This is a genomic window from Aeromonas rivipollensis (assembly GCF_010974825.1).
GTDB lineage: Bacteria > Pseudomonadota > Gammaproteobacteria > Enterobacterales > Aeromonadaceae > Aeromonas > Aeromonas rivipollensis.
On the sequence record NZ_JAAILA010000003.1, the window covers coordinates 24,268 to 49,702 of the forward strand.

The following is a 25,435-nucleotide window of genomic DNA, read 5'->3' on the forward strand; positions in this document are numbered from 1 at the left end:
TGGGATTTCATGCATAGCAAATGGAGATGGCCAGCCTTGAAGGTTGCCATATGGGGCTGCAGCATGGTGAGTTCTTCGATCTTTACGATGTTGCCTATCAGCTTGGGATACCGATTCACGAGGCGGGTAAAGTTATGATCTATCTGAGGACGTTACGCCATGTGGAAAAGCAGGGCGAATGGCCGCTCGACGGATCTTTATCAAGGTACTGGCCATTCATCCAGAACCGGTAAAAGTAGAGTCTCTGGTTCAGGAGCCCCTGACCTAACTCAGTGTCATGCCAGCGGGCGCGATAGTCGAGCCGTTCCCGGCATGGAAAGACTTGTCCACCTTGGAGTTAACCATCGGCTATCGTTATGAACTACATCAGTTCAGCAGAGCTAACCGAAGAACAATTTGCAATTTGCCAATGCGGTATAAAGTCATTGGGGCATCGAAATCCAGCTGCATTGGGTACTGGATGTCACCATGAAAGAGGACGCCTGCCCGATTTACCGGGGGATGCAGCCAAGATACTGGGCAGTGCGCGGGGGGCACTAAACATGCTCCGAGCGGAAGAGGGAAAGCAAGCCAACATTCGCCGCAGACCACCTTAAACACAAAACGCAACACATAATGAAAATACCACGCGTTGCGAATCACTCTTGAACAGTTTGTTAGCCGTCATTCCGCACCTAATTTTTGCATTTTAAATGGTGATGATGCCCACACTGCCAGGATTGAATTGAGAAAACCCGTAACTTCACTCACATTGCCACGTGATAATGCTCTGTTGGGTAACTGTTCACATCATTTCACGGGGGACGAAAGAATGAATCTGAGCATTTTAGCTTTTGTTCCCGCCTCCACTGCTAACACCTCAATGTTGCCATTTGCTGTGAACGTATAGGCATCGTCTCCGAAAAAAAAACCAATTAGGTGCAGGATGTCGGTGTTAGCACTCTTACGAAAAATTATCGAATAATTTTTTTTCGTGCTCTTCAAAATCAAAAAATTCACTTAATGTGTATGATGAACAACCATTTTCATTCAAATGAAGTACATTTATTTTACCACCAATATAAATCCTTTCATGTTTAGGATTTTTTTCCTGAATAGTACGTTGCTCATACATCATCTCTGAAAAAACAGCAGGGATAGAATACTCACCATTAGGAAACGTACATTCAGGCTTAGCAGCTAGACCATAGGGACGAATTTCTGAAATAAAGTCGTTTGTGGAACGATATGCTATCCCAACCATTTTTTTAGAATCTTGGCAAAACCCAAATTGATAAACTGTTGTGGTTGCTTCTGGTGGTACTTGAAATTCAGTACAATACTTACTCCACAACTCACGCAAACCTTTTGAAGTATGGAAATCCAAGTTATTGATCCCGTTGATTACCATTCTGTCATTTACATGCATTGCCCAACGGGTGGCAAAACCACCTTGGCCTGTTCCCGCAATTACAATATTTAAATGAGGAAGATGGATAGCTTTGGAACAAAATAACAAAGGCTCGCCAGATGGCGTGACAGCGAGTGTATCTGTTGCAATAAGTGCCTGCTCTTCATCTATATAAAAAATCAATGATGACATTATTTTTTCCTGAGTGCTAACGTTCAAGCTAACCGGCGCTGCACGGCTTTATCGTGCAGCGACCGAGGGGAGCGGATTTAATGGCTTTGTTATGCACTTACAGCATACCTATTAAAGCTGAGGCGCCAGCCCCAATAAGGCTACCAACAGTGCTGTTTTGCAAAAAATCTTTTAGTTTAGATTTGGCCTCAGGATCATTACTTTTAGCGACTTTTTCCGCTAACTCCTGAATGGTAACGTTAGTTGTTAATGTATTGCTGTTACCAACTTGAACGTTTTCGCCAGTTATTGAACCAATATTGAAAGTTGAAGCAGCATGTTTGGTTACATGAGGCTGTGAAGTAGTATTTTCGACTTTAAGAGTCAGCATATGAGGATGATTAGTACCTACTCTTAAAGACCCGTCTTCTAAAAATGAGGCATCTATAACTTTCAGATGAATTTCGCGTTTACCTGATTTTTGAGTAATAACATCTCCAATACCTACATCTGGTTCATCTGTGTATGGCACAAGAACCTGACCTTTAGACATATTGCGTTGAGCCTTGTATTCCGTACCCGCGATAGTCAATGTTTCTGGGTATGCAAGCTTATCAAAATCCATCTTTGTCTCCTATGTACTCATGTAACTGAGAATTTATGCATAACGCCGCGCTCTGCGGAAATTCAGGAGCGCCAGCGAGTAAATTTACCGTAGCAGCGCCTTGTTAGCTCTACTAGCAATGACTAGACCTTTGCAATTGATTTAGCACATCCATAGCTAGCTCTTCATCCCTATCAAAACTACTATTCAAGAATTCTTGGTGTCTTGGTTCACTCAGCCCATGAAGACACGCAAACTCTCTAATAAAGCTATTTTTTGATTTCATAAGATCTTTCATACCAGTTGATGAAACCAGTCGCATTAACTCTGTATTTATTGCCTTGTAATTATGCTGGACACCGTTAATTGCTAGCACCGCCAAAGATTGTTCCGAGACAGGAGATAAATCAATATCACTATCAATCCTAACAGGTTCATCTCCTTCAGCACGAACAAGTTGAGCGGCAGAATGGGTGGCATTTACTCCCATAGATAAAACATCAGTAAAGTCCCTGGATGAAACGGCTTCCATTGTTTTAGCAATCAAATACATGTCAGGCCTATTTTTTAATATTTCACCGATTTCACCCAAATATTCTCTGCTAGATAAATACAGTAGCCTTCCTGACAAGTATCTAAGCTTTGGTGTCATTCTTTTTTCAGTATATGGTGACGATGAGCAATCTACCGTCAGCAAATCCGCCAATCTTGCAGAGAAAGACTCCTCGCACTTCTTCGCTTGGGCCAGCAAGCCATTTATAGTTATTGACTTTACAGACTTAGTTGCCCACTTATACTTACGCACCCAATCTTGAAATTTCTGTAAATAATTTGAATCTTTAACGGCATCGGAATAATCAACAATAGGAATTCGAATGTTGTTTCTCTGGAAGCTTTGTTGTAAAGCATCCTTTTTTGATGGGTTTGCGAGCAAAAATCTCTTTACATCAATTATTAAGGAAACCCAATCATTCCCAATAGAGTCATCAAAATCAAACTCCCCCTCGAGCCATTCTTCACATGACACTTGAAAATCTTTATCTCCATCATGAAGTACTAGGTTGAGCTCATTAAATTTCACCTCAAGCCTTTCTCTCCACGAAGAAACTTGCTCAGCAGTTCCCACAAAAACAACATCATCAACATAACGCCAGTAGTTTCCATTTGAAATCTCATTCATTTCCTCATCAATACGATCAAGTAATAAATTAGCAATCAGATGACTAAACGTCGGGCCAGTTAATAAACCCTTTCCAGTTCCATCCTGCTCGGAGACCTTCATGTGATTTTGAAGTATTCTAAGACCCAGATGTTCATAATCTTTATTTAATTCAGACTGTTGACATGCTTCTTTCCAAGCAGATATGGCATCTGCTGAAGTTATACTTGGATAAAATTTTTTAATATCGGTATATAGGACTAATCCATTTTCAGTTTTCCAACACGAATCTGATATAGACTTGTGCCTTTCCCTGAAACCATCAAAGTATGGCGTAAATACACCACTTTTTTCTTTTTCAGAAGATAACCGATAGCTATAAACATAAGGTTTGGGGATGAACACTTCATGTTTAGAAAGTTCAGTAATTAACGCCACTTCAGCCAACGCTTCGCTAGGTGCTGGGACATATATATCTCTGTGTATGCAATTACCTTCAGAAATATCTTTAAAATGATACATCCTTAGATACCCAAAACTCTCGTTATGAGTCGTGAGCCTAGTACAGACATCTTTAATCCAGCGGTTTTGCCGTCCAACTGAACTTTCTAAATAGTACCGAAGCGCAAGGTATGGAAATATATCCCTCCTGCGATATTGATTAAGGGCTTTAACCGCAAGTTCATTACTCATTCTTGAACCTCAACAGGAAGATCAAATCTCATAACAGTCAATCTTACAGGGAAGGTTCCTTCTTTAATTGGCTGCTTACACGTTACTTCTGTCTGCGCATACCAACTTGAATCTTCTAATGCTGCTTGGCTTCCTATCAAGTTTTTAAATGATTCTTTGAGCCACTTAATAGCTCGATTAAAGAAAGTAACTACATTTTTTCTTTGAGGCTCAATCCAAATGGCAGTACTCATAGAGTCTCTGCTATGTAAGAAAATATCATCAAATTGGGGCTTGGCCTTTTTCCAGTTACCAGAGCTCTCAAGGAAACCTGTAAAATTAGTAAGTAAGAGCATTCTTGCATGACAATCATGACTTAAAAGAGTCATTCGCTTAATTAAATCAACCGTACTTACCTTGCTTAATGTGTCCCATTCTAGTATTTCGTATTTTATCCATATTGCTTGATCTTCAAGCTTATCTTTCAAATATTCTAGTTGTTTTTGTAAATACCCCCTGGCAGTCTCAGATATCTCTCCAGCTATAATTGTAATTTCTAACGGATGGCGTGGAAGGACGTTACTTTTTCTTAGTTCATAAAGAGTACAAAGTATACTGATTATTGCAGCACCAGAACCACTTGGGAGATCGGCGACAAAAACCCTATTCCCTGCAAATGTTGAAGCATAAGCATCAGAAACATCTGACAGTTTTGCCTTAGGATCTAATAATGACAATATTACTCGCGCGCACGACCCGTTATAACGCCAAGCAAGATGTTTATCGGTTTCCTCTTTCGATATACCACCTTCAAAACCCTCAGGGGCCTTTTCCTTAGCTAGATCCATAAGTGAATTTTCATTCAACAGTCCTTTCCACAGGTCGATCAGCTGATTTGGTAGTAAAATATTGCCTGACTTATCACACCATAAGCTGTCTGGCAGATTTTCTGTCTTTATAAATCTATTTTTCAAGTATTTACCCTTGTTCATCCTGACAAGATCACTAACTACGATCAGACGATCAAGCCACTTCATAGAGCTAACAGTGATTAGATGGAAGGCGTCAACAACCCGTTAACAGAGCCTTCCATATAACTCCAACCTATTTTCATCATCATCAAGTAAAATCCCAATTAAATCATTACATTACCAGCAACCTCTGGGCGACTAAGCGCATTCCCTTTGCCTCCTCTTTTTGCGCTATCACTGTATAAAAAATCAGTTGGTAAGCCATGGATGCGCCGCCAAACCACGCCTGTGTGAACAGATGCATAAGAGCCCTACCATACCAGTAGATTGAAACATTTAACATTTGCCATCATCACAGAATGAGCGATTACTCGACAGCGGCAGTTCTGTGCTGCGCAAATCGAGTCTATTGCGTACAAGCGCGTATCAAAAACCCCAGAGCGCCAGCCGGTTTCAGGCTTGGTGGAATAACGCCATTGGGGATACACCCATATCTGTCTTTCTCCCTCCTCGCCAATGACAAAAAACAAGCCTCCCAGCCACAGGCCGGGGGATACTTGTTTTGGGGGTGGTGGCTGAGAGGGACACCTGAAACAGACGAGGGATGGACTAACCTACTGAGCCGCTGACCGGTTTCGAGTTGGGTTAGTCCATGGCTCCTTGCCCTGCATGGAAAGGTGAACACAGCAGCACCACTGCCAGAACCAAACCACCGCTGGTTCCTGTTCCTCTCCTGTCCGGTGCGACGGTTACGCAGCCACTGAGACGGTAAACACGCCCATCTGGTAGTAACTGACGAAGTTCGACTCCCACATCGTATAGAGCTCCCTGGCCGACGCTGGTCCCATCTGGCCGTAACGGAGCAGGTAGTACTCTTCGCTCAAAAAGTTGAAGTCGATCTCTTTGACCAACTCCGCCATATCCTCCGGTCCCTGATAGCTAAAGTCCGTCACGTAATCGAAAAGCCACCGGTCTTTACGCTTGAGCAGCCGAATTTCCACCGGATGAAACCCGCCACGAACCGGGCCGTAATCCGGGTCTCGGAAGTTGAAGACCAGACTGGATTTCCCCTTCAGCACCATTCCAGATCTAACCAGTTCCTGGTCCAGAATACTCATCAATGTCTGACTGGCAGGCAGGGTAAAATCGCCCGCGAATGGGATCGTCATAATCACCTCAGATTGGTTGTTTGGGGGGCTCACCCTTGGACAGGTAAGCACTATGCAGAGGTTATTCGATGGTAGAAGTTACGGTACAGAGCTCATTGGTTAGCGACCCCAAGCGCTCAAGGTAATCAGGCACCAGTTCGTGCAGCATCGGATTGCCGTCAGCCTTCTGGATCAACTTCAGCCCGTCCGAGCGCAGAATGGCTGATAAGAATCCGGCGTTGTTGGCGCTGCCCCCTTTAAACAGTCGCTTCATGACGCTGGATTTGAACGGCTTGTCTGCGGGCAAGGAGCGCAACACATCGTCAATCGCCGACAGCGCAATCCACTCCTTGCTATGCAGACCCCCACCCTGATTGCCGGTAATTTTCAGGAACAGCTCGCCACTCTCTTCATGACGACCGATGGCATAGAAAATCAGCCCTTCTGATCGGGCACTGAGTTTCTCGGCGGTATGGTTGAGCAAGGTGTGTATGGGTGCAGGGCCGCCGGGCACGGAGTCTGCGGTGTCGCCGGGTCCAGGCCTGGCCTTGTCGGCGTCAGCCGCAAGGGCTGGCGAGAGGGGGTCGGCGCAGCCGCTTGCTCCGGATGTGAGTGGGGGCTCTGTGGTTGGCGCGGTGTCGGGGGTGTTTGATGCTGCTGCCGTGTTACTGACAGATTTAGGGGTCTCTTCAACGCGGTTTTTACGGGGTCTTGTCATGATAGTTTCCTTACAACGTCATTAGATAACCGGAGATTGCGATCTCCAGTTCATCGCTAGATGGGTCATAGATAAAGGGTCATAGAAAACGCGATAGCGTGACAGGACCGACTCCATCACTGTCACAGTGATCTCATTCGGTCTTTCGCGGATTGACGGTGGTGTGACTTAACCGGCAGTGCGGCTAATGCCGAGGTGATGACCGATAAATCATCCAGATAACCGGCAAATGGAATGGGATCTGGTACCACGTCGAACGGGTTTACCAGATAAGCCAGCGCACCGATGATGAGCGCATAGCACCAGACCGGCAGATCGCCATCCGTGAGCAGGACATACAACAGCACGGCCTTCTCCAGCAGCTCTTTAATCCCCTTGATCTCTTTTAACTTGCGCATGATGTCGCTATGGCTGGGATTACTCATGGTGCATCGCCTCCAGGGTGGGAAGCAGCGGTGCATCTGAGTGGATCAGCAGGTAAATCCCAGCCCCCTCATCGTTGAGAATGGCCAGCAACAGACGCCAATCTTCGGATATGGCGAACTCTTGCTCCGGGTAACGCAAACCGAACATCACCTGATTCTGGGTATGCTGTGACATGGCCTGGAACTCACTCATCGAGTCAGCCATCTCGATAATGACCAGACTACAACCGGTCGTGTCCCAGAATGCCCTCGCCTCCTCTACTGATGAAAAGGGCTCGATAATTTGCTCCATGACCGGGACATGGAGTGCCGGGTAGGCCGCAAGCAATGACTCCTCCGGCCATTCCATACAAGTTTTCATCGTGTTTCTCTCCAACTAAAAGGCCCTTAAGCTCAGATGAACTTAAGGGCCTGGGAACTGTGACATGTGGACCAACAGCCGATGTGACAGCGCTGTCTGGTTATTAATATCTGTTTATAAACAATACCTTTTCGGTCACTCCGCCTGGATCATCGACGAGAGACCTTCACTGATATTGCGACTGCGCTCAGAAGTCAGCTTTGCATAACGCTGGGAGGATTGAATGCTGGCGTGGGCCAGTTGCGCCTTCACGTCATACAGGCTGTATTGACCGGAAGAGACCAAGGCGCTGGCGACAGAATGGCGAGCCGTATGGAAGCAGACCTCATCGAGGTTTTCGATACCGGCCTTCTGCAACACCCGTTCATAGGCACATCTGGGTTCACCGATGGGCTTGCCCTGACAGCGAATATGCTGGCTCGCGAACACATAGGGATTACCGGCTATTCTGGGGAGCTTCTCCAGAATATCGATAGCCAATGCGCTCAGGTAAATGATCCGGCTCTTGCCATTCTTGGTCAGAGGTACGAACAGCGTCTTATCCTCCCAGTTCACATGTTCCCATTTAGCGAGTAACACCTCTGATTTTCTTGCCCCCGTCAGGTAGAGCATCGCAATGAAGCTGCCTGCGGCTTGATTGCGATCCTGCAATGCCACCTCAATGACCCGTTTCATCTCTTCAATCGATAGGAAACGCGTCCTGGCATTGTCCTCCTTCAACAGCTTGATCTTGGCCGCCTCGTTGGTGTCCAGAATGCCCCAGCGCACCGCATAGCTGCCCATGGTCTTTAACTGGGCCAACACCCGGTTGGCGGTACTCGGTGCATAGGCCGTCTGCTGAGGGTTGTTAGGGTGAACCATCTCCGATTGCAACTGCAGGACATCCATCGCCTTGAGTTGCCGGTAACGCATGGCACCAAAGCGTGGTTCGATGTTGTGTTTAAACCGCTGAATGTCGCTGTTGATCGACCGTTTGCCGATGGTCTTGAGGTGCGGCAAAAAGGTCTGCCAGAAGAACTCCGAAAGGGTGGGCTCAGTTTTGTAGCTATCCCGCTCTGCTACCGGGTCGATGCCTTCTGCCAGCATCGCCTTGTACTTGCGGGCAATGGCCCTGGCTTGGCTCACATCGATATCGCCGAATCGCCCTAGGGCGATGCTGCGCTTCTTGCCCTGGAGGGTATAGCGCAGTAGGAAACGCTTACTGCCCTGGCTTTTTCCTGACAAGAGTTTTAAGCCGATGACCTCTGTATCGGAGAACTCCAGTTCAGTAGCGCCAGCCTCTCGTTGTTGTGCGGGCAAAGCCTTGATGGCTGCATTGGTAAAGCGAAATTTGGTCTGCATAGATACCTCCGATGATGGGTTAGATCATGGGATTAATATCTGTTTCAAAGGGGATTCAATGCGGGTTTAGGAGGGGGTGAAGAGAAAGGGGGAACTGTGAGCGGCACTTGTCTCAGCACCAGAGACAGACCCCGGAAAGGTCCGGAGCAGTGGCCTACCAAACATCCTTGGCTATGTTTGAAGACTGGGCAGATTGTTTGCAACGAGTAGCAGGAAGTAGTAAGTCGCTTAGACAAGAAATGGACAAGAAAGGAAAATTTGGAGAGAAATCTTGGAGAGAGTTAAAAACAAAAACGACGCAATGAAGCGTCGTATCTGTTTAATCTGTAAGGCTTTTTTCTTCAATTTTAATGGTGCCCGAGGCCGGAATCGAACCGGCACGACGCGAACGTCGAGGGATTTTAAATCCCTTGTGTCTACCGATTTCACCACTCGGGCACCGCAATCGGTATCAAGTCCGCGCCGCGGGCTTGTCAATATGGAGGCACGTTCCGGAGTCGAACCGGACTAAACGGATTTGCAATCCGCTGCATAACCGCTTTGCTAACGCGCCATGCAAAAGAGAGTTGGCTCTCTATTGTCTGAATTTGGAGCGGGAAACGAGACTCGAACTCGCGACCCCGACCTTGGCAAGGTCGTGCTCTACCAACTGAGCTATTCCCGCATCGGTCTGGCTGACTGCCTGACTACGAGAACGCATTCTAGCGATGTTCCTCGTCCAGTCAACCAAAAACATTTAATACTCTGATCGTTCGGGCATTTTTTGCCCTTCTCCCACACTTTTGCCACTCATGGCCGTTTCTCTGCCCCAACGGCAAGGAAACGGCCATTTGCCCATAGGCGGACTAGAAGCGGGAGTGGTAGGTCAGATCGCCCCAGGCGGCCTTCATGTACTGGAACATGGACCAGAAGGTGAGCACAGTGGCGACATAGAGCAGCACGTAGGCGAGCCACACCATCCAGATGTCGTATTGCCAGATGAGGCCGGTGAGCGACACCATCTGGATCATGGTCTTCCACTTGCCAATCCAGCTGACCGCCACCGAGGAGCGCTTGCCGAGCTCCGCCATCCATTCGCGCAGGGCGGAGATGATAATCTCGCGGCCAATCATGGTCATGGCCGGGATGGTGACCCAGATGGTGTTGTAGTGTTCGACGATGACCACCAGGGCGGCCGCCACCATGATCTTGTCGGCAACAGGATCGAGGAAGGCGCCAAAGGCGGTGGACTGGTTCAGCTTGCGGGCGAGATAACCATCAAACCAGTCGGTCGCGGCCGCCAGGATGAAGACAAGCGCGGCCGCCAGGTAGGACCACTGATAGGGAAGGTAGAACAGGATGACGAAGACGGGGATGAGCAAAATCCGAAAAAACGTCAGCAGGTTAGGAATATTTGTCATTATTTTCAGCCACTTCTTGTATGCCGCTACATGGTAGCCCCAAGCCGATTACCGTTGCAACCGGACAGGCGCCCGCCTTGGTCTATTAATCCGTCAATAACCTCAGGATGCATGCCATTATGGCATTTGCGGGCCCCCTGCGTCACGGCTCTTGTGCGGCCGGAGCCGGTTTGCGGGATCCACATCAACTGCAAGCCACTCTGGGTAGCCCTGGTCAGACCCGCTCCTGACTGATGCCGGATATCCGATTGCTCCGAACGCCGCCAGCCCGGAATAAGCCTGTTTATTCAGGGTTAGAGCGAGTGCAGGGCGTCATGAATGGACTGGGCAAGCTCCTGGCTGATACCGGGCACCTTGGCAAGCTCGTCCACCCCCGCCTTCTTCACCTCCTGTAAGCCGCCCAGATATTTGAGCAGCGCCTGCCGCCGCTTGGGCCCCACCCCCGGGATGTCCTCCAGGGTACTGGTGGTGCGGGCCTTGGCTCGGCGGGCCCTGTGGCCCGTGATGGCAAAACGGTGGGATTCGTCGCGAATGTGCTGGATAAGGTGCAAAGCGGGCATATCTGCCGGCAAATGCAGCTCTTCGTGGCTCTCCCCCATGATCAGGGTCTCCAGCCCCGCCTTGCGGGTTACCCCCTTGGCGATGCCCACCAGCAGCGGGTATTTGCCGCCAAGAAACTCCAGCTGACGGGCCAGGATCTCCTCGGCGCGGCGCAACTGACCGAGGCCGCCGTCGATGAAGAGCACGTCAGGCACCTTGTCCGGCTCCTGCTGCTTGCCAAAGCGGCGCTCCAGCGCCTGCTCCATGGCGGCGTAGTCATCGCCCCCCGTGATGCCGTCGATGTTGAAGCGGCGATATTCCGACGAAAGCGGCCCCTCCCGGTTGAACACCACGCAAGAGGCGACGGTGCGCTCCCCCATGGTGTGGGAGATGTCGAAACACTCCATGCGGGCGATGGGGGTCTCGAGCTCCAACAACTCCTCCAGCTGGTCGTAGCGGGCTGTGATGGTGCTCTTGTGTGCCAGGCGCGAGCGCAGCGCCGTCTGCGCGTTGATGGAGGCGAGCTTGATAAAGCGGGCACGTTCGCTGCGGGTGCGGCTCTGCACCCGCACCTTGTAACCGGCTGTCTGGCTCAGGGTCTCGGCGATCACCGCCTCGTCTTCCAGCGCCACATCCAGCAGCACCTCGCTCGGGATCTGCCTGCCCCCCTGCCCCGACAGATAGAACTGCAGCAGGAAGGATTGCACCACCTCCTCCAGCGGCGTATCGCTCGGCACCTTGGGGAAGTAGCTGCGCGAGCCGAGCACCTTGCCCTGACGGATGAAGAGCACGTGGATACAGGCTGCCCCCTGATCGAAGGCCACCCCCACCACATCCAGCTCGTCCAGCACGTTGCCACTCACCGACTGCTGCTCGGTGACCCGGCGCAGGGCCTGGATCTGATCCCGGTAGCGGGCCGCCTCCTCGAAGCGCAGATCGCCGCTGGCAGACTCCATCTTGCCCACCAGTTCCCCTATCACCTGCTGGTTCTTGCCCGCCAGGAACAGCTTGGCCAGCTCCACCTGCTGGGCATATTCCGACTCGCTCACCAGCCCCGCCACGCAGGGGCCGGCGCAGCGCTTGAGCTGATAGAGCAGGCAGGGGCGGGTGCGGTTGGCATAGACAGCGTCCTCGCACTGGCGCACCGGGAAAATCTTCTGCATCAGGTGCAGGCTCTCGCGCACGGCGCCGCCGGAGGGGTATGGACCGAAGTACTCCCCCTTCACCTTGCGGGCACCGCGATGGACGCCGATGCGGGGATGCTGGTGCGCCGTGATGATGATCCAGGGGTAGGACTTGTCATCCCGCAGCAGCACGTTGTAGCGCGGCTGGTACTGCTTGATGAGGTTGTGCTCGAGGATCAGCGCCTCTGTCTCTGTGTGGGTGACAGTGACCTGGATGTCGGCTATCTGGCGCACCAGGGTGCGGGTCTTGATGCTGTCGACATTGGTGCGAAAGTAGGAGGCGAGCCGTTTTTTAAGATCCTTGGCCTTGCCCACATAGATGACAGTGCCGCCGCCGTCATACATGCGGTAGACACCGCTCTGGTGGGTGACGGCGCCGAGGAACGCCTTGCTGTCGAAGAGAGGTTCAGAGGTCGTCATGCGGGCTCCGGCAGCAGAGATCCACATGGCAGGCAACGGCGCTTGACGACGCCTGGCTGTCGAAGAGGGGTTCGGGAGAGGGGATCATCGGCGACTCGACTCAACACTAAGGGCGAAAACGGACCAAGAGAGCATACTGCGCCGGGCCTGCGAAAAGCAAAAAGGCGGCACTCGCCGCCTTGGGTGGGCACAGGCATCCCTTACAGAGTGTCGGCATCCAGCATGCCATAACGAATGGCCAAGTGGGTCAGCTCCACATCGCCATTGATCCCCAGCTTGCTGAACAGGCGGTAGCGATAGCTGTTGACCGTCTTGGGGCTCAGGTTGAGCTGCTCCGAGATATCGGTCACCTTCTGCCCCTTGGTGATCATCATCATGATCTGCAACTCGCGCTCGGAGAGGGACTTGAAGGGGTTCTCGTCCGCCGAGGCAAACTGGCTGAGCGCCATCTGCTGGGCTATCTCGGGGGAGATGTAACGCTGGCCGGAATGCACCAGGCGAATGGCGTGGATCATCTCGTCCGGCGCGGCCCCCTTGGTGAGGTATCCGGCGGCACCCGCCTGCATCACCTTGGTGGGGAACGGATTCTCGGAATGAATGGTCAGCACTATGATGCGCACATCGGGGCGCAGCCGCAGGATCTTGCGGGTCGCTTCCAGACCGCCGATGCCCGGCATGTTCATGTCCATCAGGATCACGTCGGGGTGATGCTGCCGACAGAAGGCCACGGCGGTTTCCCCGCTCTGTGCCTCGCCCACCACCTTGATCCCGCGGACATCTTCCAAAATGCGTCTTATCCCTGTACGCACCAACTCATGATCATCGACCAGGAATACATTAATCACCCAAACACCCCGTTTTTTATCTCGTTATATGCCAGTTAGGGTTAACACGGCGTCTTGCATCATAACCAAACTCGATGATTTGGCAAACCATGGCCGGGAAAAGTTTGAAAGCGATCGTAAATACTGTTTACAATCAAATAATTATATAAAAATTCAACCAAGAAATGGCCGTTCGGACCGTCTTGATGAAAAAAAGCCCAGGATTTTCATCGCGGGCTTTTTCAGATGGCATCGGCTCTCCTTACTTGGCCCTGGCCGCCTCCTGCATCAGCCGATCATGCTGGAACTTGTACTCCGGCTGGGTCTCATTGAGCCTGCTGCGCAGTTCGCCGTTGTGCCCTATGGTCAGGTGGCAGGAGACGCACTGCAGCGTCTCCCCATTTTGCTGCATCTTCTGGTAGTGTCCATGCATCTCCAGCGACTTGGGATTGCTGGCCACGGTCTTTTCCAGCAGCCCCTGATGGCAGGATAGGCAACCCGAGTCGTACACAAACTCCTCGCGCCGCTCCCGCTTGCCGAGCCAGTCGATCTGGCTGGTGTCCGTCAGCGTTACCTTGTAGACATCGTTGAGACCGCTGGTTGCCTTCTTCAGCAGGTAGTTGAAGGTATTGTCATGGGGCAGGTGGCAGTCGGCACACTCCGCCTTGAAGCCCACCCTGTTGTTGCCTCCGTGTATATCATGCCGATAGGCCTCCACCATGGGCTGCATCTCGTGGCAGGCACCACAGAACTGCTCGCCCCCTGTCGCCTTGACCACCTCGGCCCCGATCAGGCTGATCCCCATGGAGACCAGGCCCACCACACAGGCCAGGAGCAGGCCGAATTTCATTCGATTCATTGCGAGGGCTCCTAGGGAGTGGGGCCGAACCAGTCACGGGTGTTGTCGTGGCAGGTCTGGCAGAGGTTGTGGGACGGCTTGTGCTCGGCGTGGCACTCGTAGCAATCGAGATCCAGCTTGTCGTGCAGCGAGTTGTGCGGGTTGGTATGGTTCGCATCCATGAACCGGGTGCGATTCGCCACTTTCTGCGCACTGCCGTGGCAGGCCAGGCAATCCTCGGTCTTGAGCCGCTGGTACTGCTTGGGATCCCCACCCTGATGACAATTCTCACAGGTGAAGCCGAGCTTGCCGTGATGGGGCTTGAGCCCATGGGTCGCCGGGGCTGGCGTCATCGCGCCGACCGGGGCCTCGGCCAGGGCGACAGTGCCAACCCAGAGGCTGGCCAACGCCATCAGGACCAGGAGTAATGATTTCATCCCTCGCTCCTTAGGCCCAAGGCGTCGTGTGGGCGGCATTCTCACCGGCGATCATGCCGTAGACACCGCTGTCCAGACTGCTGCAGGCGGTCAGCCGGATGTAGCCGAAGGTCCCGGCGGCCGCTTCACCGCACACGAAGGCGCCGGGAATGGGCTGCTGGCTGATCACGTCCAGCGCTTCGGCCCTGGGGCTGATGAGAGCACCGCCCTGGCTGTAGTTGTAACGGGGGTTGAGGTACATGGCGTAATAGGGCGCCTTGCCGATGGCGGTGGCCTTACCCACCACGGATTTCGGCTTGCCGAAGGCATCCTGATCCTTGGCCATGTTGGCGTTGTATTCGGTGATGGTCGCCTCCAGCCTGGTCAGATCCATCTCGAAACGGGCCGCCAGCGCCGCCAGGGTATCGAACTTCCAGATGGTGCCCTCGGTGCCGTTCTTCGCCTCCAGCGAGAGATGCAGCCGCTGCTTGTCGTGGTAGCTGTCTACCCCAGTCTGGTCATAGATGAGGATCGCCTGCTGACCGGGCTTGAGCTTACGCCGCTCGGCCAGGATAGCGAGCCCCAGCCCCTGGCGGTCATTGTTGTTGTGCTCGTTGATGAAGCGCCGACAGGTCTGCGGGTTTACCAGAATGCCCCAGTTGATGTCTTCGGTGGGGATGGCGAAGGCGAAGCGGAACAGCGTCATGTGCACCGGCTTGAAGCCCGCCTGCATCATGCACTTGAGGGCACCGCCTGTGGCACCGGGGCTGGCGGTAGAGACGCAGTCGTGCAACACCCCTATCTCATCGCCGCGGAACTTGCGATCCTGGTTGAAACCGCCGGAGGCCATCACCAAGGCCCGCTTCACCTTGTAGAACCTGGTGACGCCGGTGCCGTTGAAGGCGGGATCGTCATTGCGGCCAAAGTCCGGGGTATCGAGATCGAAGAAATACTCTTCCCTGACCCGCACCCCCACCACGCGCCCGCTGCCATCCCGATAGATCTCTTCCAGCTTGACCCGCTTGCGGATCTCGATGTTGGGCAGGTGCCTGGCCATGTAGGCGTGCAGGTTCTTGATGACACCGGTGCCGCCCTCCTTCGGCCACACGACCCGGGCACGAGAGTGGCCGCCGAGATCCTTCACGCCGGTGCCGTTGCCCATGCTCTTGTCGTATTCGACACCGTGATCAGCCATGAAGTTGAACAGCGTCAGGCTGTTTTGCGCCACCACCTTGCTGATGTCCGGATGATTGAAGCCCCTGGACTCTCTTTCCATGTCCGCATAGAGCAGTTCCCAACTGTCATCCGTCACCCCCATCGCCTTCTGCCATTCGGAGCCGACCACCGCCATGTTGAGGCCGGAGATCAGCGAGGAGCCACCGAGGCGAGACATCTTGTCGGCGATGACGATCTTCATGCCGGCGCGGGTCTCCGCCGCCTTGATGGCCGCGACCGAGCCCGCGATACCGCTGCCAATGACCAGGATGTCCATCTCCTCGTCCCAGGGCAGTTGGGTCGGATCGATGCAGCCTGGACTCTGGCCAGCACTGGCGACCCTGGGGATGGCGGTAGCGATGGACGCAAAGGCTGCCGTTTGCAGGCCCTTGGTCAAAAAATCGCGCCGGGAACGGTTGGACTGCTCTGGCATGATGAACTCTCTGCTATTGAAGAAGAGCCTCATGCTCCATAATGCGCGTCCGCCGCTCTATAGTGGCTGACCGCAGATCGGTGTCGACCTTGATCTGGATCAAGGACCAGACAGTACCGGATAGTGCCCTAATCGCCCTTTCCCTCTATCAGGAGCAACGAATCTCATGGGCCGCGTCCTCCTCTGCGTTTCCCTGCTCTGGCTCGGCTGGCTCGGGCCGCTCGTCGCCAAGGAGTGGCAGACCAGCCTCAGGCCGGTGATCCGCATCGGTGTCATCACCTTCGATCAGCCCGACGCCGAGAAGGCTCGCTGGCAACCGACGGTGGATTATCTCAACCGGCGCTTGCCGCAATACCAGTTCCGGCTCGTGAGCGGGGACGTGAGCAGCCTTAATCAGCTCGTGGCCTCCGGCACCCTGGACTTCGTCATCAGCAATGGCCTGAAGTTTCTGGATTACCAGCGCCAGCATGATGCGGTACGCCTGCTGAGCCTCAGCCCCCTGCAGGGCTCCGCCGAGCAGGCGGTCGGCTCGACCCTCATCTCTCGTGCCGATGGCCCCCCTATCACCGACTGGCAAATGCTGGGGCACCAACGCGTCGTCGCCACCAGTCCGGAAGCCTTCGGTGGTTTTCAGATCATCCAGGGGCTCTGGCTCAAAGCCGGACTCGATCCCAGAGAGGCATTCCCCGGGTTGCTGTTTGCCGGCTTGCCGCAAGAGGATCTGCTGCACCTGCTGCAAGACGGCAGCGCCGAGGTGGCGATCCTGCCGACCTGCATCCTGGAGCAGGCCATCGCTCAGGGACGCTACAGGGTCGATCAATTCAGGGTCATACTGCCGCAGCCCCAATCCGCGCTCCCCTGCCAGAGTTCGACCCCGCTCTACCCCTCCCTCAGCCTGGCCAGGCTGGCGCACGTCAACGAGGCCTTCGCCCGGGATCTCGCCAGAGTGTTGCTGGAAATACCTGCCGATTCGGATGCCGCCAGGGCCGGCCACTATCTGCACTGGACGGCGCCGGTCAAGGACGCCGCCGTCATCGCCCTGCAACAGCAGCTCGACGCCGCCAACGCGCAGCCGCTGGCGTTGCAGATCTGGCATCACTATCGCGGCTGGTTGCTGATCGCCCTGGGGCTGTTGTTGCTGCTGGGGGGCTATCACCTGAGGGTGAAACACCTGGTGCAGTTGCGCACCCGCCAGCTTAAGGAGAGCAACCAGCAGCTCACCCAGGTGCTGACCGACAATCGGCTCGCGGCCGAGCGCCTGAGCCAGCAACAGCAGCAGCTCTTCTCGGCACAGCGGGTGCTGCTGTCCGGTGAGTTGGCGGCCGGGATGGCACACGAACTGAACCAGCCGTTGATGGCGCTCAACAACTACCTGGCGGGTTGCCGGCTGCGCCTGGCGGCCCAGCCACCGGCGCTGGCCGATGTCGAGCAGGGGCTCACGCTGGCCCTCGCCCAGGTGACCCAGGCCAAGGGGATCATCGCCCGGCTGCGCAACTTCATGCGCAAGGGCGAGGCGCAGGATCGCCTGCTCTCCCTCGACGAGTTGCTCCGAAATACCCTGCCACTCTTCCACGACCAGTTCGTGCGTCAGCGCATCAGCCTGCACCTACCACAGGGGGAACCCGTCCATCTGCGGATCGACCCCATCCTGATGCAGCAGGTGCTGGTCAATCTGCTCTGCAACGCCAGCGAGGCGGTGGCGCTCAACCCCGACACCCGACCGCCATGCATCGCCATCCGCCAGCGGATCGAGGCCAATCGGGTGATCATCAGCATTCATGACAACGGCACAGGCATGACAGAGGCGCAGCGGGCCCATCTCTTCTTGCCGTTTCACACCAGCAAGAAAGAGGGGCTGGGCCTCGGCCTTGTCATCTGCAAGCGGATCATCGAGTCCTATGGGGGCACCATTTGGGCGGAAGCGGTGCCGCAGGGGGCGGTGATCGCCTTCTCGCTACCGCTCCAGCCACTGGAAGAAGGAGAGCAGGAATGAAGGATAACGTCTATCTGGTCGACGATGACCCCGCCGTGCGGGCGTCGTTGGGCTGGCTGCTGGAGGCGGTGCAGATCAGGCTGCAGAGCTACGACGGGGCTCGCCGCTTCCTGGCCGAGGTCGATCTGAACCAACCTGGGTGCCTGATCCTCGATCTCTGCATGCCGGGGATGAGCGGCGGTGAGCTGCAGGAGGCGCTGAACCGGCTTCCGAACACCCTTGCCATCGTCTTCCTCACCGGTGAGGCAGATGTCGCCACGACAGTGTGCCTCTTCAAGCAGGGCGCCTTCGACTTGCTGGAGAAGCCGGTAGACTCAACTGTGCTGCTGGCGGCGATCGGCCGCGCCTGCGCCCACAGCCGCGCGGCACATGAGCGTCAGCTCGCCCGCCAGGTGCTGCAGGCACGGCTCGAGCTGCTGTCGCCACGGGAGCGGGAGATCATGGAACTGGTACAGGAGGGAATGCAGAACAAGCAGATAGCGGATCGGCTCTGCATCGCCCTGCGCACCGCAGAGATCCACCGCCACAACATGATGAAGAAGATGGGTTGTACGACCCCGCTGCAGTTGGTACAGCTGCTGACGGAGGCTCAGTCTCGTTATCCGGCTCGAGCGATGGATTTGGACAACCCGGCCCCTGTCTGAGCGGCAATAGAAAAACGGCGCCTCTTGGCGCCGTGTTTCTCAGATGGACACTCCGACCTCAAAGGGCCAGCAGCGCACGCACCTTGTCCAGGTCCTGCTGGGTATCCACCCCGACCGGGGGGGCTTCCAGCGCCTGGGCCACGTGGATCTTCTCCCCGTACCAGAGCACCCGCAACTGCTCCAGCGCCTCTACCTGCTCGAGCGCGCTCGGCGCCCAGTCCACGTAGCGCTGGATGAAGCCGGCGCGATAGGCGTAGATGCCGATGTGGCGCTGATAGTGACTGCCAATCTGCTCCCGACTCTGGGCGAAGCGATCCCTGTCCCAGGGAATGCTGGCCCGGCTGAAGTAGAGGGCATAGCCATCCTTGTCCGTCACCACCTTGACCGCATTGGGGTTGAACGCCTCTTCGGCGTCCTGAATGGGCACCGACAGGGTGGCCATGGGGGCCGTGGCGGCGGCCAGGTTGTCCGCCACCTGGCGGATGATGGCGGGCGGGATCAGGGGCTCATCCCCCTGCACGTTGACCACGATAGTATCGGCGGCAAAACCGTAGTGACGGCACACCTCGGCCAGGCGCTCGGTGCCGGACTGGTGATCCTTCGATGTCATGCACACCTCGACGCCGGTGGTCTGCAGCGCCTGCTGCACCCGCTCATCGTCGGTGGCGACTATCACCCGATCGGCGCCCGATTGCAGGGCCTTCTCCACTACGTGCTGCACCATGGGCTTGCCATGGATGTCCGCCAGCGGCTTGCCCGGCAAGCGGGTGGAGGCGTAGCGGGCCGGAATGACGACGACGAAACTCATGGCTTCAGCTCTTCCAGGGGCAGATGACGCGCCCGGTTCTCCAAGAGGACGGGTATCCCCTCCTCCAGCGGATAGGCCAGTCTGTCGAAACGGCAGATGAGCTCATGGGCGGCCTTGTCCGATTGCGGTTGATAGTGCAGCTTCCCCTTGCAAACAGGGCAGGCGATGATGTCGAGCAATTTGATATCCAGTGCCAAAACGAAACTCCTTCAACGATGTCGAGCAAGCGACGATCTCGAGCGGGCTATGCTGTCGAGCAGTTTAATGGTCCATCGCCGGAGCCGGAACCCGGCTCCTTGCAACGGCGCCGCACGGGCTATGATGCCGTGCAGGCGATGATCTTGCGCCATTCAATGTGCATGGTCAGGGTCGGACGCTTGCGGCGGGGTCAACCGCTGCAGCAGAGTGTCAAGCAGTGAGGCGGGCAACTCGGCGCTCACCGGCAGATACCACCAGTGCGCCGGCGCGAAGGCCCGGCACTTGACCGCATCCTTCTCCGTCATCAGCAGGGGACGCTCGCCGAAGCGGGCGAGCAGCTCATCCCGATCAAAGGCCTGATGATCCGCATAACCGACACTCTGTACCAGCTCATAACCGAGCCCGGTCAGGGTGGCAAAGAAGCGGGGGGGATGGCCTATGCCCGCCAATGCGTCCACAGGTCCGGCGAGGGGAGCCTCGAGGGGGGCGTCGTCGCATACGCGGCGCGGCGCGGCCGCCACCAGTGCCATGGGGTATTCCCCCTGGGCCGGGGTCCCGCCGTTGCAGATGATGGCATCGACCCGCTTGAGGCGGGTCATGGGTTCCCGCAGCGGCCCCATGGGCAGCAGGCAGCCATTGCCAAAGCGCCGGGTCCCATCCACCACCACCAGCTCTATGTCCCGTGCCAGGGCGTAGTGCTGCAGACCGTCGTCGGTGATGATGATGTCCACCTCGCCGCTCTGCTCAAGCAGACGCACCGCATCGGCGCGTTTGGGGGCCACCACCACGGGGCAGCCGCAGCGCCGGGCGATGAGCACCGGCTCATCCCCCGCCTGGGCCGTGGTGCTGGTGACGCCCAGCCGATAAGGGTAATGGGGCGCCTTGCCACCGTAACCGCGGCTGACTACGCCGGGGCGCCAGCCACGGGCTTGCAGCTGTTCCACCAGCCAGACCACCACAGGGGTCTTGCCATTGCCGCCGACCGAGATATTGCCCACCACTATCACCGGCAGGCTGGCCCGATAGCGGGTGAACCAGCCACGGCGATAGGCGAAACGGCGCACACCGCTGACGAGGGCAAACAACAGGGCCAAGGGGGCCAGCGCCCAGCGCCAGCCACTCTTGCCGTACCAGAGACGCTCCAGCATCAGCCCTTGTTACTCACTGCGACGTTGCCAAACTGAATGGCCCGCAACTGGGCATACGTGCCCTGCTGGGCCATCAGGGCGTCATGGTTGCCGCGCTCGACGATATGACCCTCGTCGATCACCAGGATCTCGTCCGCCTTCTCTATGGTGGAGAGACGGTGAGCGATCACCAGGGAGGTGCGCGCCTTGCACAGCTCGTCGATGGCCGCCTGGATGTGGCGCTCGGACTCGGTATCCAGGGCCGAGGTGGCCTCGTCCAGCAGCAGCACGGGGGAGTCCCGCAACAGGGCGCGGGCGATGGCAATGCGCTGACGCTGACCACCGGACAGGGAGGCGCCGTTCTCGCCGATGACGGTGTCATAGCCTTCCGGCATCTTGCGCACGAACTCGTCGGCATGGGCGATGCGGGCCGCATGCTGTATCTCTTCCCGGCTGTAGCGCTCTTCTGCCGCGTAGGCGATATTGTTGGCCACGGAGTCGTTGAACAGGTGCACATGCTGGGAAACCAGGGCGTACTGCTTGCGCAGCTCGCTCAACTTGTATTCGCGGATGTTGACGCCATCCAGCAGTATCTCCCCCTGCTCTATGTCATAGAAGCGGGTCAGCAGGCTGGCGATGGTGCTCTTGCCGGAGCCGGAGCGACCCACCAGGGCCACGGACTTGCCCGCCTCCACCTTGAAGCTGATGTTGTGCAGCGCCGGGGTCTCCTTGGTCGGGTAGGTGAAGGTGACGTTGCGAAACTCTATCTCGCCACGGGCCCGCTCCAGGGTGCGGGTGCCGGTGTCCTGCTCCGGGGTGGAGTCCAGCAGACCGAACAGGCTCTGGCAGGCGGTGATGCCGCGCTGGAACTGGTTGTTCACGTCGGTCAGGCTTTTCAGCGGCTTGAGCAGCATCATCATGGAAGTGACCATGACGGTGAAGGTGCCCGCGGTCAGGGTCGCCTTGACCGAGTCTATGGTCGCCACGTAGAGGAAGACCGCCAGGGCGACCGAGGCCACCATCTGGACTATGGGGCTGCCGATGGCGTCGGCCGCCACCATCTTCATGGTCTGCTGGCGCATCCGGTTGCTGACGGTGAAGAAGCGCTTGTCCTCCACCTGCTGGCCACCGAACATCAGCACCTCTTTATGGCCCTTGAGCATCTGCTCGGTGGAGGTGGTGATGTCACCCACCGCCTGCTGGATGTGACGGCTGATCTTGCGAAAACGACGGCTGATGAGACCGATGAGCACACCCACCACAGGGCCGACCACCAGGAAGATCACCGACAGCTGCCAGGAGTGCCAGAACATCAGGCCGAGCAGGCCGATGACGGTGGCCCCTTCGCGCACCAGCGACACCAGGGTCGAGCTCGCAGCGGACGACACCTGACCGGCGTCATAGGTCACCTTGGAGAGCAGGTTGCCGGTATTTTGGCGGTCGAAGAAGCTCATGGGCATGGCCATCAGGTGGCTGAATACCTGCTGCTGCAGCCGCATCACCACATGGTTGCCGACCCAGGCCATGCAGTAGTTGGAGAGGAAGGCGGCACAACCGCGCAGGGCGACGATACCGAGCACGAAGAAGGGCATCCACTTGAGCACGCTGCTGTCGTTGCCGTTGAGGCCCTGATCGATGAGCGGCTTGATGGAGTAGACGAAGGTGGTATCCACGGCCGCATAACCCAGCATGCCGATGATGCCGCCCACCAGCCCCAGTTTGCGATCCCGGACATAACCGAGCAGGCGTTTGAAGACGGGCCAGCTCTCTTGTGAGGTTTCTTGTTGCATGAATAGCCGTTAATAAGGGAAATGACGGGGTATTCTAGCCAAAGCGCAGGATTACACCAAGCGTTGCCATAGCCTGACCATCTCCCTCACCCTTCCTCAAAGGGAAATGACGGATTATTGCCTTGGCCAAAGCGCAGGATTACACCAGGCGTTGCCATAGCCTGGCCATCTCCCCTCCCCTCCCTCAAAGGGAAATGACGGATTATTGCCCTGGCCAAAGCGCAGGATTACACCAGGCGTTGCCATCGCCTGGCCATCTCCCTCACCCTTCCTCAAAGGAAAATGACGGATTATTGCCCTAGCCAAAGCGCAGGATTTCCACCAGGCGTTGCCATCGCCCCAGCCCAATCCCAAAGAGAAATGACAGCTAAGGGAGTGGTCCTAGCGCCATAACCTGGGTTGCCACCAGTGGCCATTGCGCCTGTACCAGGGGCCCTGCTCGCGCTCGGCCCGGATCTTGAGCCCCCCCTCCCCCGCCTCGATCAGGATGGCGCCATCCTGCCCCGTCACCCACTGACGAGCCCCCTGGTATCTTGCCACCACCTCGGGGCGGGGAAACTGCCACTGGTTCCTGTCGCCGGCGCTGTGGATGACGACATCCGGGTTCACCGCTGCCACGAAGCCCGGGGTGGAGGAAGTGCGGCTGCCATGGTGAGGGCTCACCAACACGGTGCTGGAGAGGGTGCTGAGGTGAATGCTGGAAAACGTGCTGGCGAGTTCCTCTCCTTCTCCCTGCTCTTCCAGGGCCAGCAGGCGGCGCTCCGCCCCCTGCTCTATGTCACCGCTGAGCAGGATGCGATGCCGGCCGTCGCTTATCTGCACCACGCAACTGTCGTTGTTGCGCCCCGCCCCCGGCCGCTCGGGCCAGAGCACGCGCACCTCCAGCCCCTGCCAGTGCCAGCGCTGACCACGGCGACACAGGGTCGTGCTGCGGGCGAAGCCGAACGAGGAGAGCTCGCGGCGCACCGGCATCGCCTGCAGCATGGCGCGCCTGTTGCCCGCATGATCCCTGTCCTTGTGGCTGATGATGAGGGCATCGAGCACCCGCACATCGAGGCGGCTCAGCACGGGCAGTATGGCGGCCTCCGCCATGTTGTAGCCGCCGGGATAGCTATCCCCGGTGTCATAGAGGATGCCGCGCTCGCCCCGGGTGACGAGCACCGACAAGCCCTGCCCCACATCCAGCACCCGCACCTGCCAGGGCGTGGGAGCAGGCCAGGCACCCAGCAGCAGGGCGGCCCCCACAGGGAGCAGCAAGCCGCGCCCTCCCGACAACTGCCAGGCCCCCCACAGCAGCACCAGCAAGGCGCTGACGGGCATCAGCCAGCCGGGAACAGGCCACCAGAGCTGCAGATGGTCCGCCAGCAGGCCGACTCCCCACAACACCCAGGTCAACCCCAGATCGGACAACCAGAACAGGGCATGCGCCAGGGCGGTGGAGAGCGGCGCCAGCAGCACACCGATCAGCGCCAGCGGAATGATGCCGAGGCAAAACAGCGGCAACGCCAGCAGATTGAGCAAGAGCGCCAGCGGTGCCATGCCCTCGAACAGCAGCAGTTGCAGGGGTAGCAGGCCGAGCAGCATCAGGCATTGCAGCCGCACCAGTCCGGGACGCGCGTGCAGCAGGCTCGCCAGCAACAGCAGGGCCACCGCCATGAAGGAGAGCCAGAAACCGGCCGAGTAGAGGGCGAAGGGATCCCAGAGCACTATCACCACGAAGGCCCACAGCCAGATGCGGTGGCTGGGCCAGTCCCGTTTCAACCAGCGCAGCAGGCTCCACACCAGCACCATGATGAGGGCCCGCTCGGTCGCCACCGCAAATCCCGCCAGCCAGCTGTAGACGGCGGCAAACAAGAGGGAGACCACAATGGCCCCCCGCAACCCCAGCAGCCGCCCCAGCCACCAGCCGAGCACCGCCACCAGGGCGATATGCTGGCCCGAGATGGCGATGATGTGGGTCAGGCCGCTGCCGCGAAACAGATCCCACTGGGCATCCGTGATGCCCCCCTGCTCCCCGAAGCTGAGCGCCGCCAGCAAAGGGGCCTGCTCCAGCCCCTGCCAGGCGCTGCTGGCCGCGGCAAGCCAGCGCTCCCGCATCCCGGGGGCCGCCTCCTGGACCTCGATGAGACGGCGCAGGTTGCCGGTCGCGGTGATCCCCTTGCCAAGCAGCAGGCGCCGCCCGTCCATGCCCGCCTCGTTGGCCAGTCCATGGGCGGGCTTGAGGGAACTCACCAGGGTGATGCGACTGCCTGCTGGCAGGGGCGGCAGGGCCTGATAGGCATTGATCCTGACCAGGGGGGCTATCGCGAGGGGCTGCTCGTCCAGCGTCTCGACCCGCAGCAGCAGGCGGGCAAATTTATCTCGCGGTTTATCGCCCGAGGACTCCGTACTTTGCACCCGTGCGGTTATGATGTGGCTGGTCTGTGTCTCCAGCTTGTCCAGCCAGGCCAACCGATACTGCAGGTTCAGCTGCATCCAGAGCACGCCGAGCACCAGAAACAAGAGCCGCCAGTGACGGCCATGGGCAAGCAGGATGGCGAGGGCCAGCAGCGTGCCACCCCATGCAGTAGAGGGTAACCAGGGCCAGAGCAGTGAGGAGCTTGCCCCCAGGGCAAACGACAACAGACGCAGATCCATGGAGCAAG

General features: G+C 56.7%; 23 protein-coding genes, 3 tRNA genes and 1 pseudogene. 4 read left to right on the forward strand and 23 right to left on the reverse strand.

The window, feature by feature from the left end; translation table 11 throughout:
• Positions 1-26 precede the first annotated feature (26 nt).
• Positions 27-233, forward strand: a complete 207-nt coding sequence (locus tag G4923_RS00975; protein ID WP_240455234.1) for a hypothetical protein — start codon at positions 27-29, stop codon at positions 231-233.
• Between the two features lie 41 nt (positions 234-274).
• Positions 275-498, forward strand: a pseudogene (locus G4923_RS21195) (ISAs1 family transposase); the annotation flags it as partial.
• A gap of 445 nt (positions 499-943) precedes the next feature.
• Here G4923_RS21195 and G4923_RS00980 read toward each other — a convergent pair.
• From G4923_RS00980 to G4923_RS01065, 18 genes are all read right to left on the reverse strand, one after another.
• Positions 944-1,582: a hypothetical protein gene (locus G4923_RS00980; RefSeq protein WP_163135059.1), complete on the reverse strand. Its 639-nt coding sequence runs from the start codon at positions 1,580-1,582 to the stop codon at positions 944-946.
• A 97-nt stretch (positions 1,583-1,679) separates the two neighbouring features.
• Positions 1,680-2,186 (reverse strand): hypothetical protein, encoded by a 507-nt coding sequence (locus G4923_RS00985; protein WP_163135061.1) that lies wholly within the window; start codon positions 2,184-2,186, stop codon positions 1,680-1,682.
• A gap of 112 nt (positions 2,187-2,298) precedes the next feature.
• A complete protein-coding gene (locus G4923_RS00990) occupies positions 2,299-4,017 on the reverse strand; it encodes an RNA-directed DNA polymerase (protein ID WP_163135063.1) in 1,719 nt (572 codons plus the stop codon).
• The gene (locus tag G4923_RS00995; RefSeq protein WP_163135065.1) at positions 4,014-5,033 is read right to left on the reverse strand and encodes a hypothetical protein; all 1,020 of its coding nucleotides are present in this window, start codon (positions 5,031-5,033) and stop codon (positions 4,014-4,016) included. The genes G4923_RS00990 and G4923_RS00995 overlap by 4 nt, the downstream gene beginning before the upstream one ends.
• A gap of 683 nt (positions 5,034-5,716) precedes the next feature.
• On the reverse strand, positions 5,717-6,136 hold the full coding sequence (locus G4923_RS01000; protein ID WP_163135067.1) for a DUF2787 family protein: 420 nt from the start codon (positions 6,134-6,136) through the stop codon (positions 5,717-5,719).
• 61 nt (positions 6,137-6,197) lie between these two features.
• Positions 6,198-6,833 (reverse strand): hypothetical protein, encoded by a 636-nt coding sequence (locus tag G4923_RS01005; protein WP_163135069.1) that lies wholly within the window; start codon positions 6,831-6,833, stop codon positions 6,198-6,200.
• Between the two features lie 122 nt (positions 6,834-6,955).
• Entirely contained in the window at positions 6,956-7,258 is a 303-nt protein-coding gene (locus tag G4923_RS01010) for a YkvA family protein (protein ID WP_025201450.1), read from the reverse strand.
• Positions 7,251-7,607, reverse strand: a complete 357-nt coding sequence (locus G4923_RS01015; RefSeq protein ID WP_163135071.1) for a hypothetical protein — start codon at positions 7,605-7,607, stop codon at positions 7,251-7,253. Before G4923_RS01015 ends, G4923_RS01010 begins: the two co-directional genes overlap by 8 nt.
• A gap of 147 nt (positions 7,608-7,754) precedes the next feature.
• Positions 7,755-8,960, reverse strand: a complete 1,206-nt coding sequence (locus G4923_RS01020; protein ID WP_163135073.1) for a tyrosine-type recombinase/integrase — start codon at positions 8,958-8,960, stop codon at positions 7,755-7,757.
• A gap of 351 nt (positions 8,961-9,311) precedes the next feature.
• A tRNA-Leu gene (locus G4923_RS01025) sits at positions 9,312-9,398 on the reverse strand.
• 41 nt (positions 9,399-9,439) lie between these two features.
• Positions 9,440-9,513 (reverse strand) — tRNA-Cys (locus G4923_RS01030).
• A 35-nt stretch (positions 9,514-9,548) separates the two neighbouring features.
• Positions 9,549-9,624 (reverse strand) — tRNA-Gly (locus G4923_RS01035).
• Positions 9,625-9,805: 181 nt separating this feature from the next.
• On the reverse strand, positions 9,806-10,360 hold the full coding sequence (pgsA, locus tag G4923_RS01040; protein ID WP_139436951.1) for a CDP-diacylglycerol--glycerol-3-phosphate 3-phosphatidyltransferase: 555 nt from the start codon (positions 10,358-10,360) through the stop codon (positions 9,806-9,808).
• Positions 10,361-10,653: 293 nt separating this feature from the next.
• Positions 10,654-12,504: an excinuclease ABC subunit UvrC gene (gene uvrC, locus G4923_RS01045; protein ID WP_111910076.1), complete on the reverse strand. Its 1,851-nt coding sequence runs from the start codon at positions 12,502-12,504 to the stop codon at positions 10,654-10,656.
• Between the two features lie 200 nt (positions 12,505-12,704).
• Positions 12,705-13,349 carry a UvrY/SirA/GacA family response regulator transcription factor gene (gene uvrY, locus G4923_RS01050; RefSeq protein ID WP_025327477.1) on the reverse strand — a complete coding sequence of 215 codons (645 nt, stop codon included), beginning with the start codon at positions 13,347-13,349 and terminating at the stop codon, positions 12,705-12,707.
• Between the two features lie 241 nt (positions 13,350-13,590).
• A complete protein-coding gene (locus tag G4923_RS01055) occupies positions 13,591-14,187 on the reverse strand; it encodes a cytochrome c3 family protein (RefSeq protein ID WP_163135075.1) in 597 nt (198 codons plus the stop codon).
• A gap of 11 nt (positions 14,188-14,198) precedes the next feature.
• Positions 14,199-14,603, reverse strand: coding sequence for a cytochrome c3 family protein (locus G4923_RS01060; RefSeq protein ID WP_205596941.1), 405 nt, complete (start codon positions 14,601-14,603; stop codon positions 14,199-14,201).
• A 10-nt stretch (positions 14,604-14,613) separates the two neighbouring features.
• Positions 14,614-16,230: an FAD-dependent oxidoreductase gene (locus G4923_RS01065; RefSeq protein ID WP_162627165.1), complete on the reverse strand. Its 1,617-nt coding sequence runs from the start codon at positions 16,228-16,230 to the stop codon at positions 14,614-14,616.
• Positions 16,231-16,396: 166 nt separating this feature from the next.
• On the opposite strand from G4923_RS01065, the gene G4923_RS01070 reads away from it, so the two are divergent.
• Together G4923_RS01070 and G4923_RS01075 are read left to right on the forward strand one after the other, a co-directional pair.
• Positions 16,397-18,223, forward strand: coding sequence for a sensor histidine kinase (locus G4923_RS01070; RefSeq protein WP_163135077.1), 1,827 nt, complete (start codon positions 16,397-16,399; stop codon positions 18,221-18,223).
• A complete protein-coding gene (locus G4923_RS01075) occupies positions 18,220-18,867 on the forward strand; it encodes a response regulator transcription factor (protein WP_163135079.1) in 648 nt (215 codons plus the stop codon). Before G4923_RS01070 ends, G4923_RS01075 begins: the two co-directional genes overlap by 4 nt.
• 58 nt (positions 18,868-18,925) lie before the next feature.
• Here G4923_RS01075 and kdsB read toward each other — a convergent pair whose 3' ends face one another.
• The 5 genes from kdsB to G4923_RS01100 all read right to left on the reverse strand — a co-directional run bounded on the left by kdsB (position 18,926) and on the right by G4923_RS01100 (position 25,427).
• Positions 18,926-19,675, reverse strand: coding sequence for a 3-deoxy-manno-octulosonate cytidylyltransferase (gene kdsB / locus G4923_RS01080; protein ID WP_163135081.1), 750 nt, complete (start codon positions 19,673-19,675; stop codon positions 18,926-18,928).
• On the reverse strand, positions 19,672-19,872 hold the full coding sequence (locus G4923_RS01085) for a Trm112 family protein (RefSeq protein WP_005331987.1): 201 nt from the start codon (positions 19,870-19,872) through the stop codon (positions 19,672-19,674). Before G4923_RS01085 ends, kdsB begins: the two co-directional genes overlap by 4 nt.
• 153 nt (positions 19,873-20,025) lie before the next feature.
• The gene (gene lpxK, locus G4923_RS01090) at positions 20,026-21,021 is read right to left on the reverse strand and encodes a tetraacyldisaccharide 4'-kinase (RefSeq protein WP_163135082.1); all 996 of its coding nucleotides are present in this window, start codon (positions 21,019-21,021) and stop codon (positions 20,026-20,028) included.
• Positions 21,021-22,790, reverse strand: coding sequence for a lipid A ABC transporter ATP-binding protein/permease MsbA (gene msbA / locus G4923_RS01095; RefSeq protein ID WP_139744167.1), 1,770 nt, complete (start codon positions 22,788-22,790; stop codon positions 21,021-21,023). Before msbA ends, lpxK begins: the two co-directional genes overlap by 1 nt.
• Positions 22,791-23,171: 381 nt before the next feature.
• Positions 23,172-25,427 carry a DNA internalization-related competence protein ComEC/Rec2 gene (locus G4923_RS01100; RefSeq protein ID WP_163135408.1) on the reverse strand — a complete coding sequence of 752 codons (2,256 nt, stop codon included), beginning with the start codon at positions 25,425-25,427 and terminating at the stop codon, positions 23,172-23,174.
• Between the last annotated feature and the right edge of the window lie 8 nt (positions 25,428-25,435).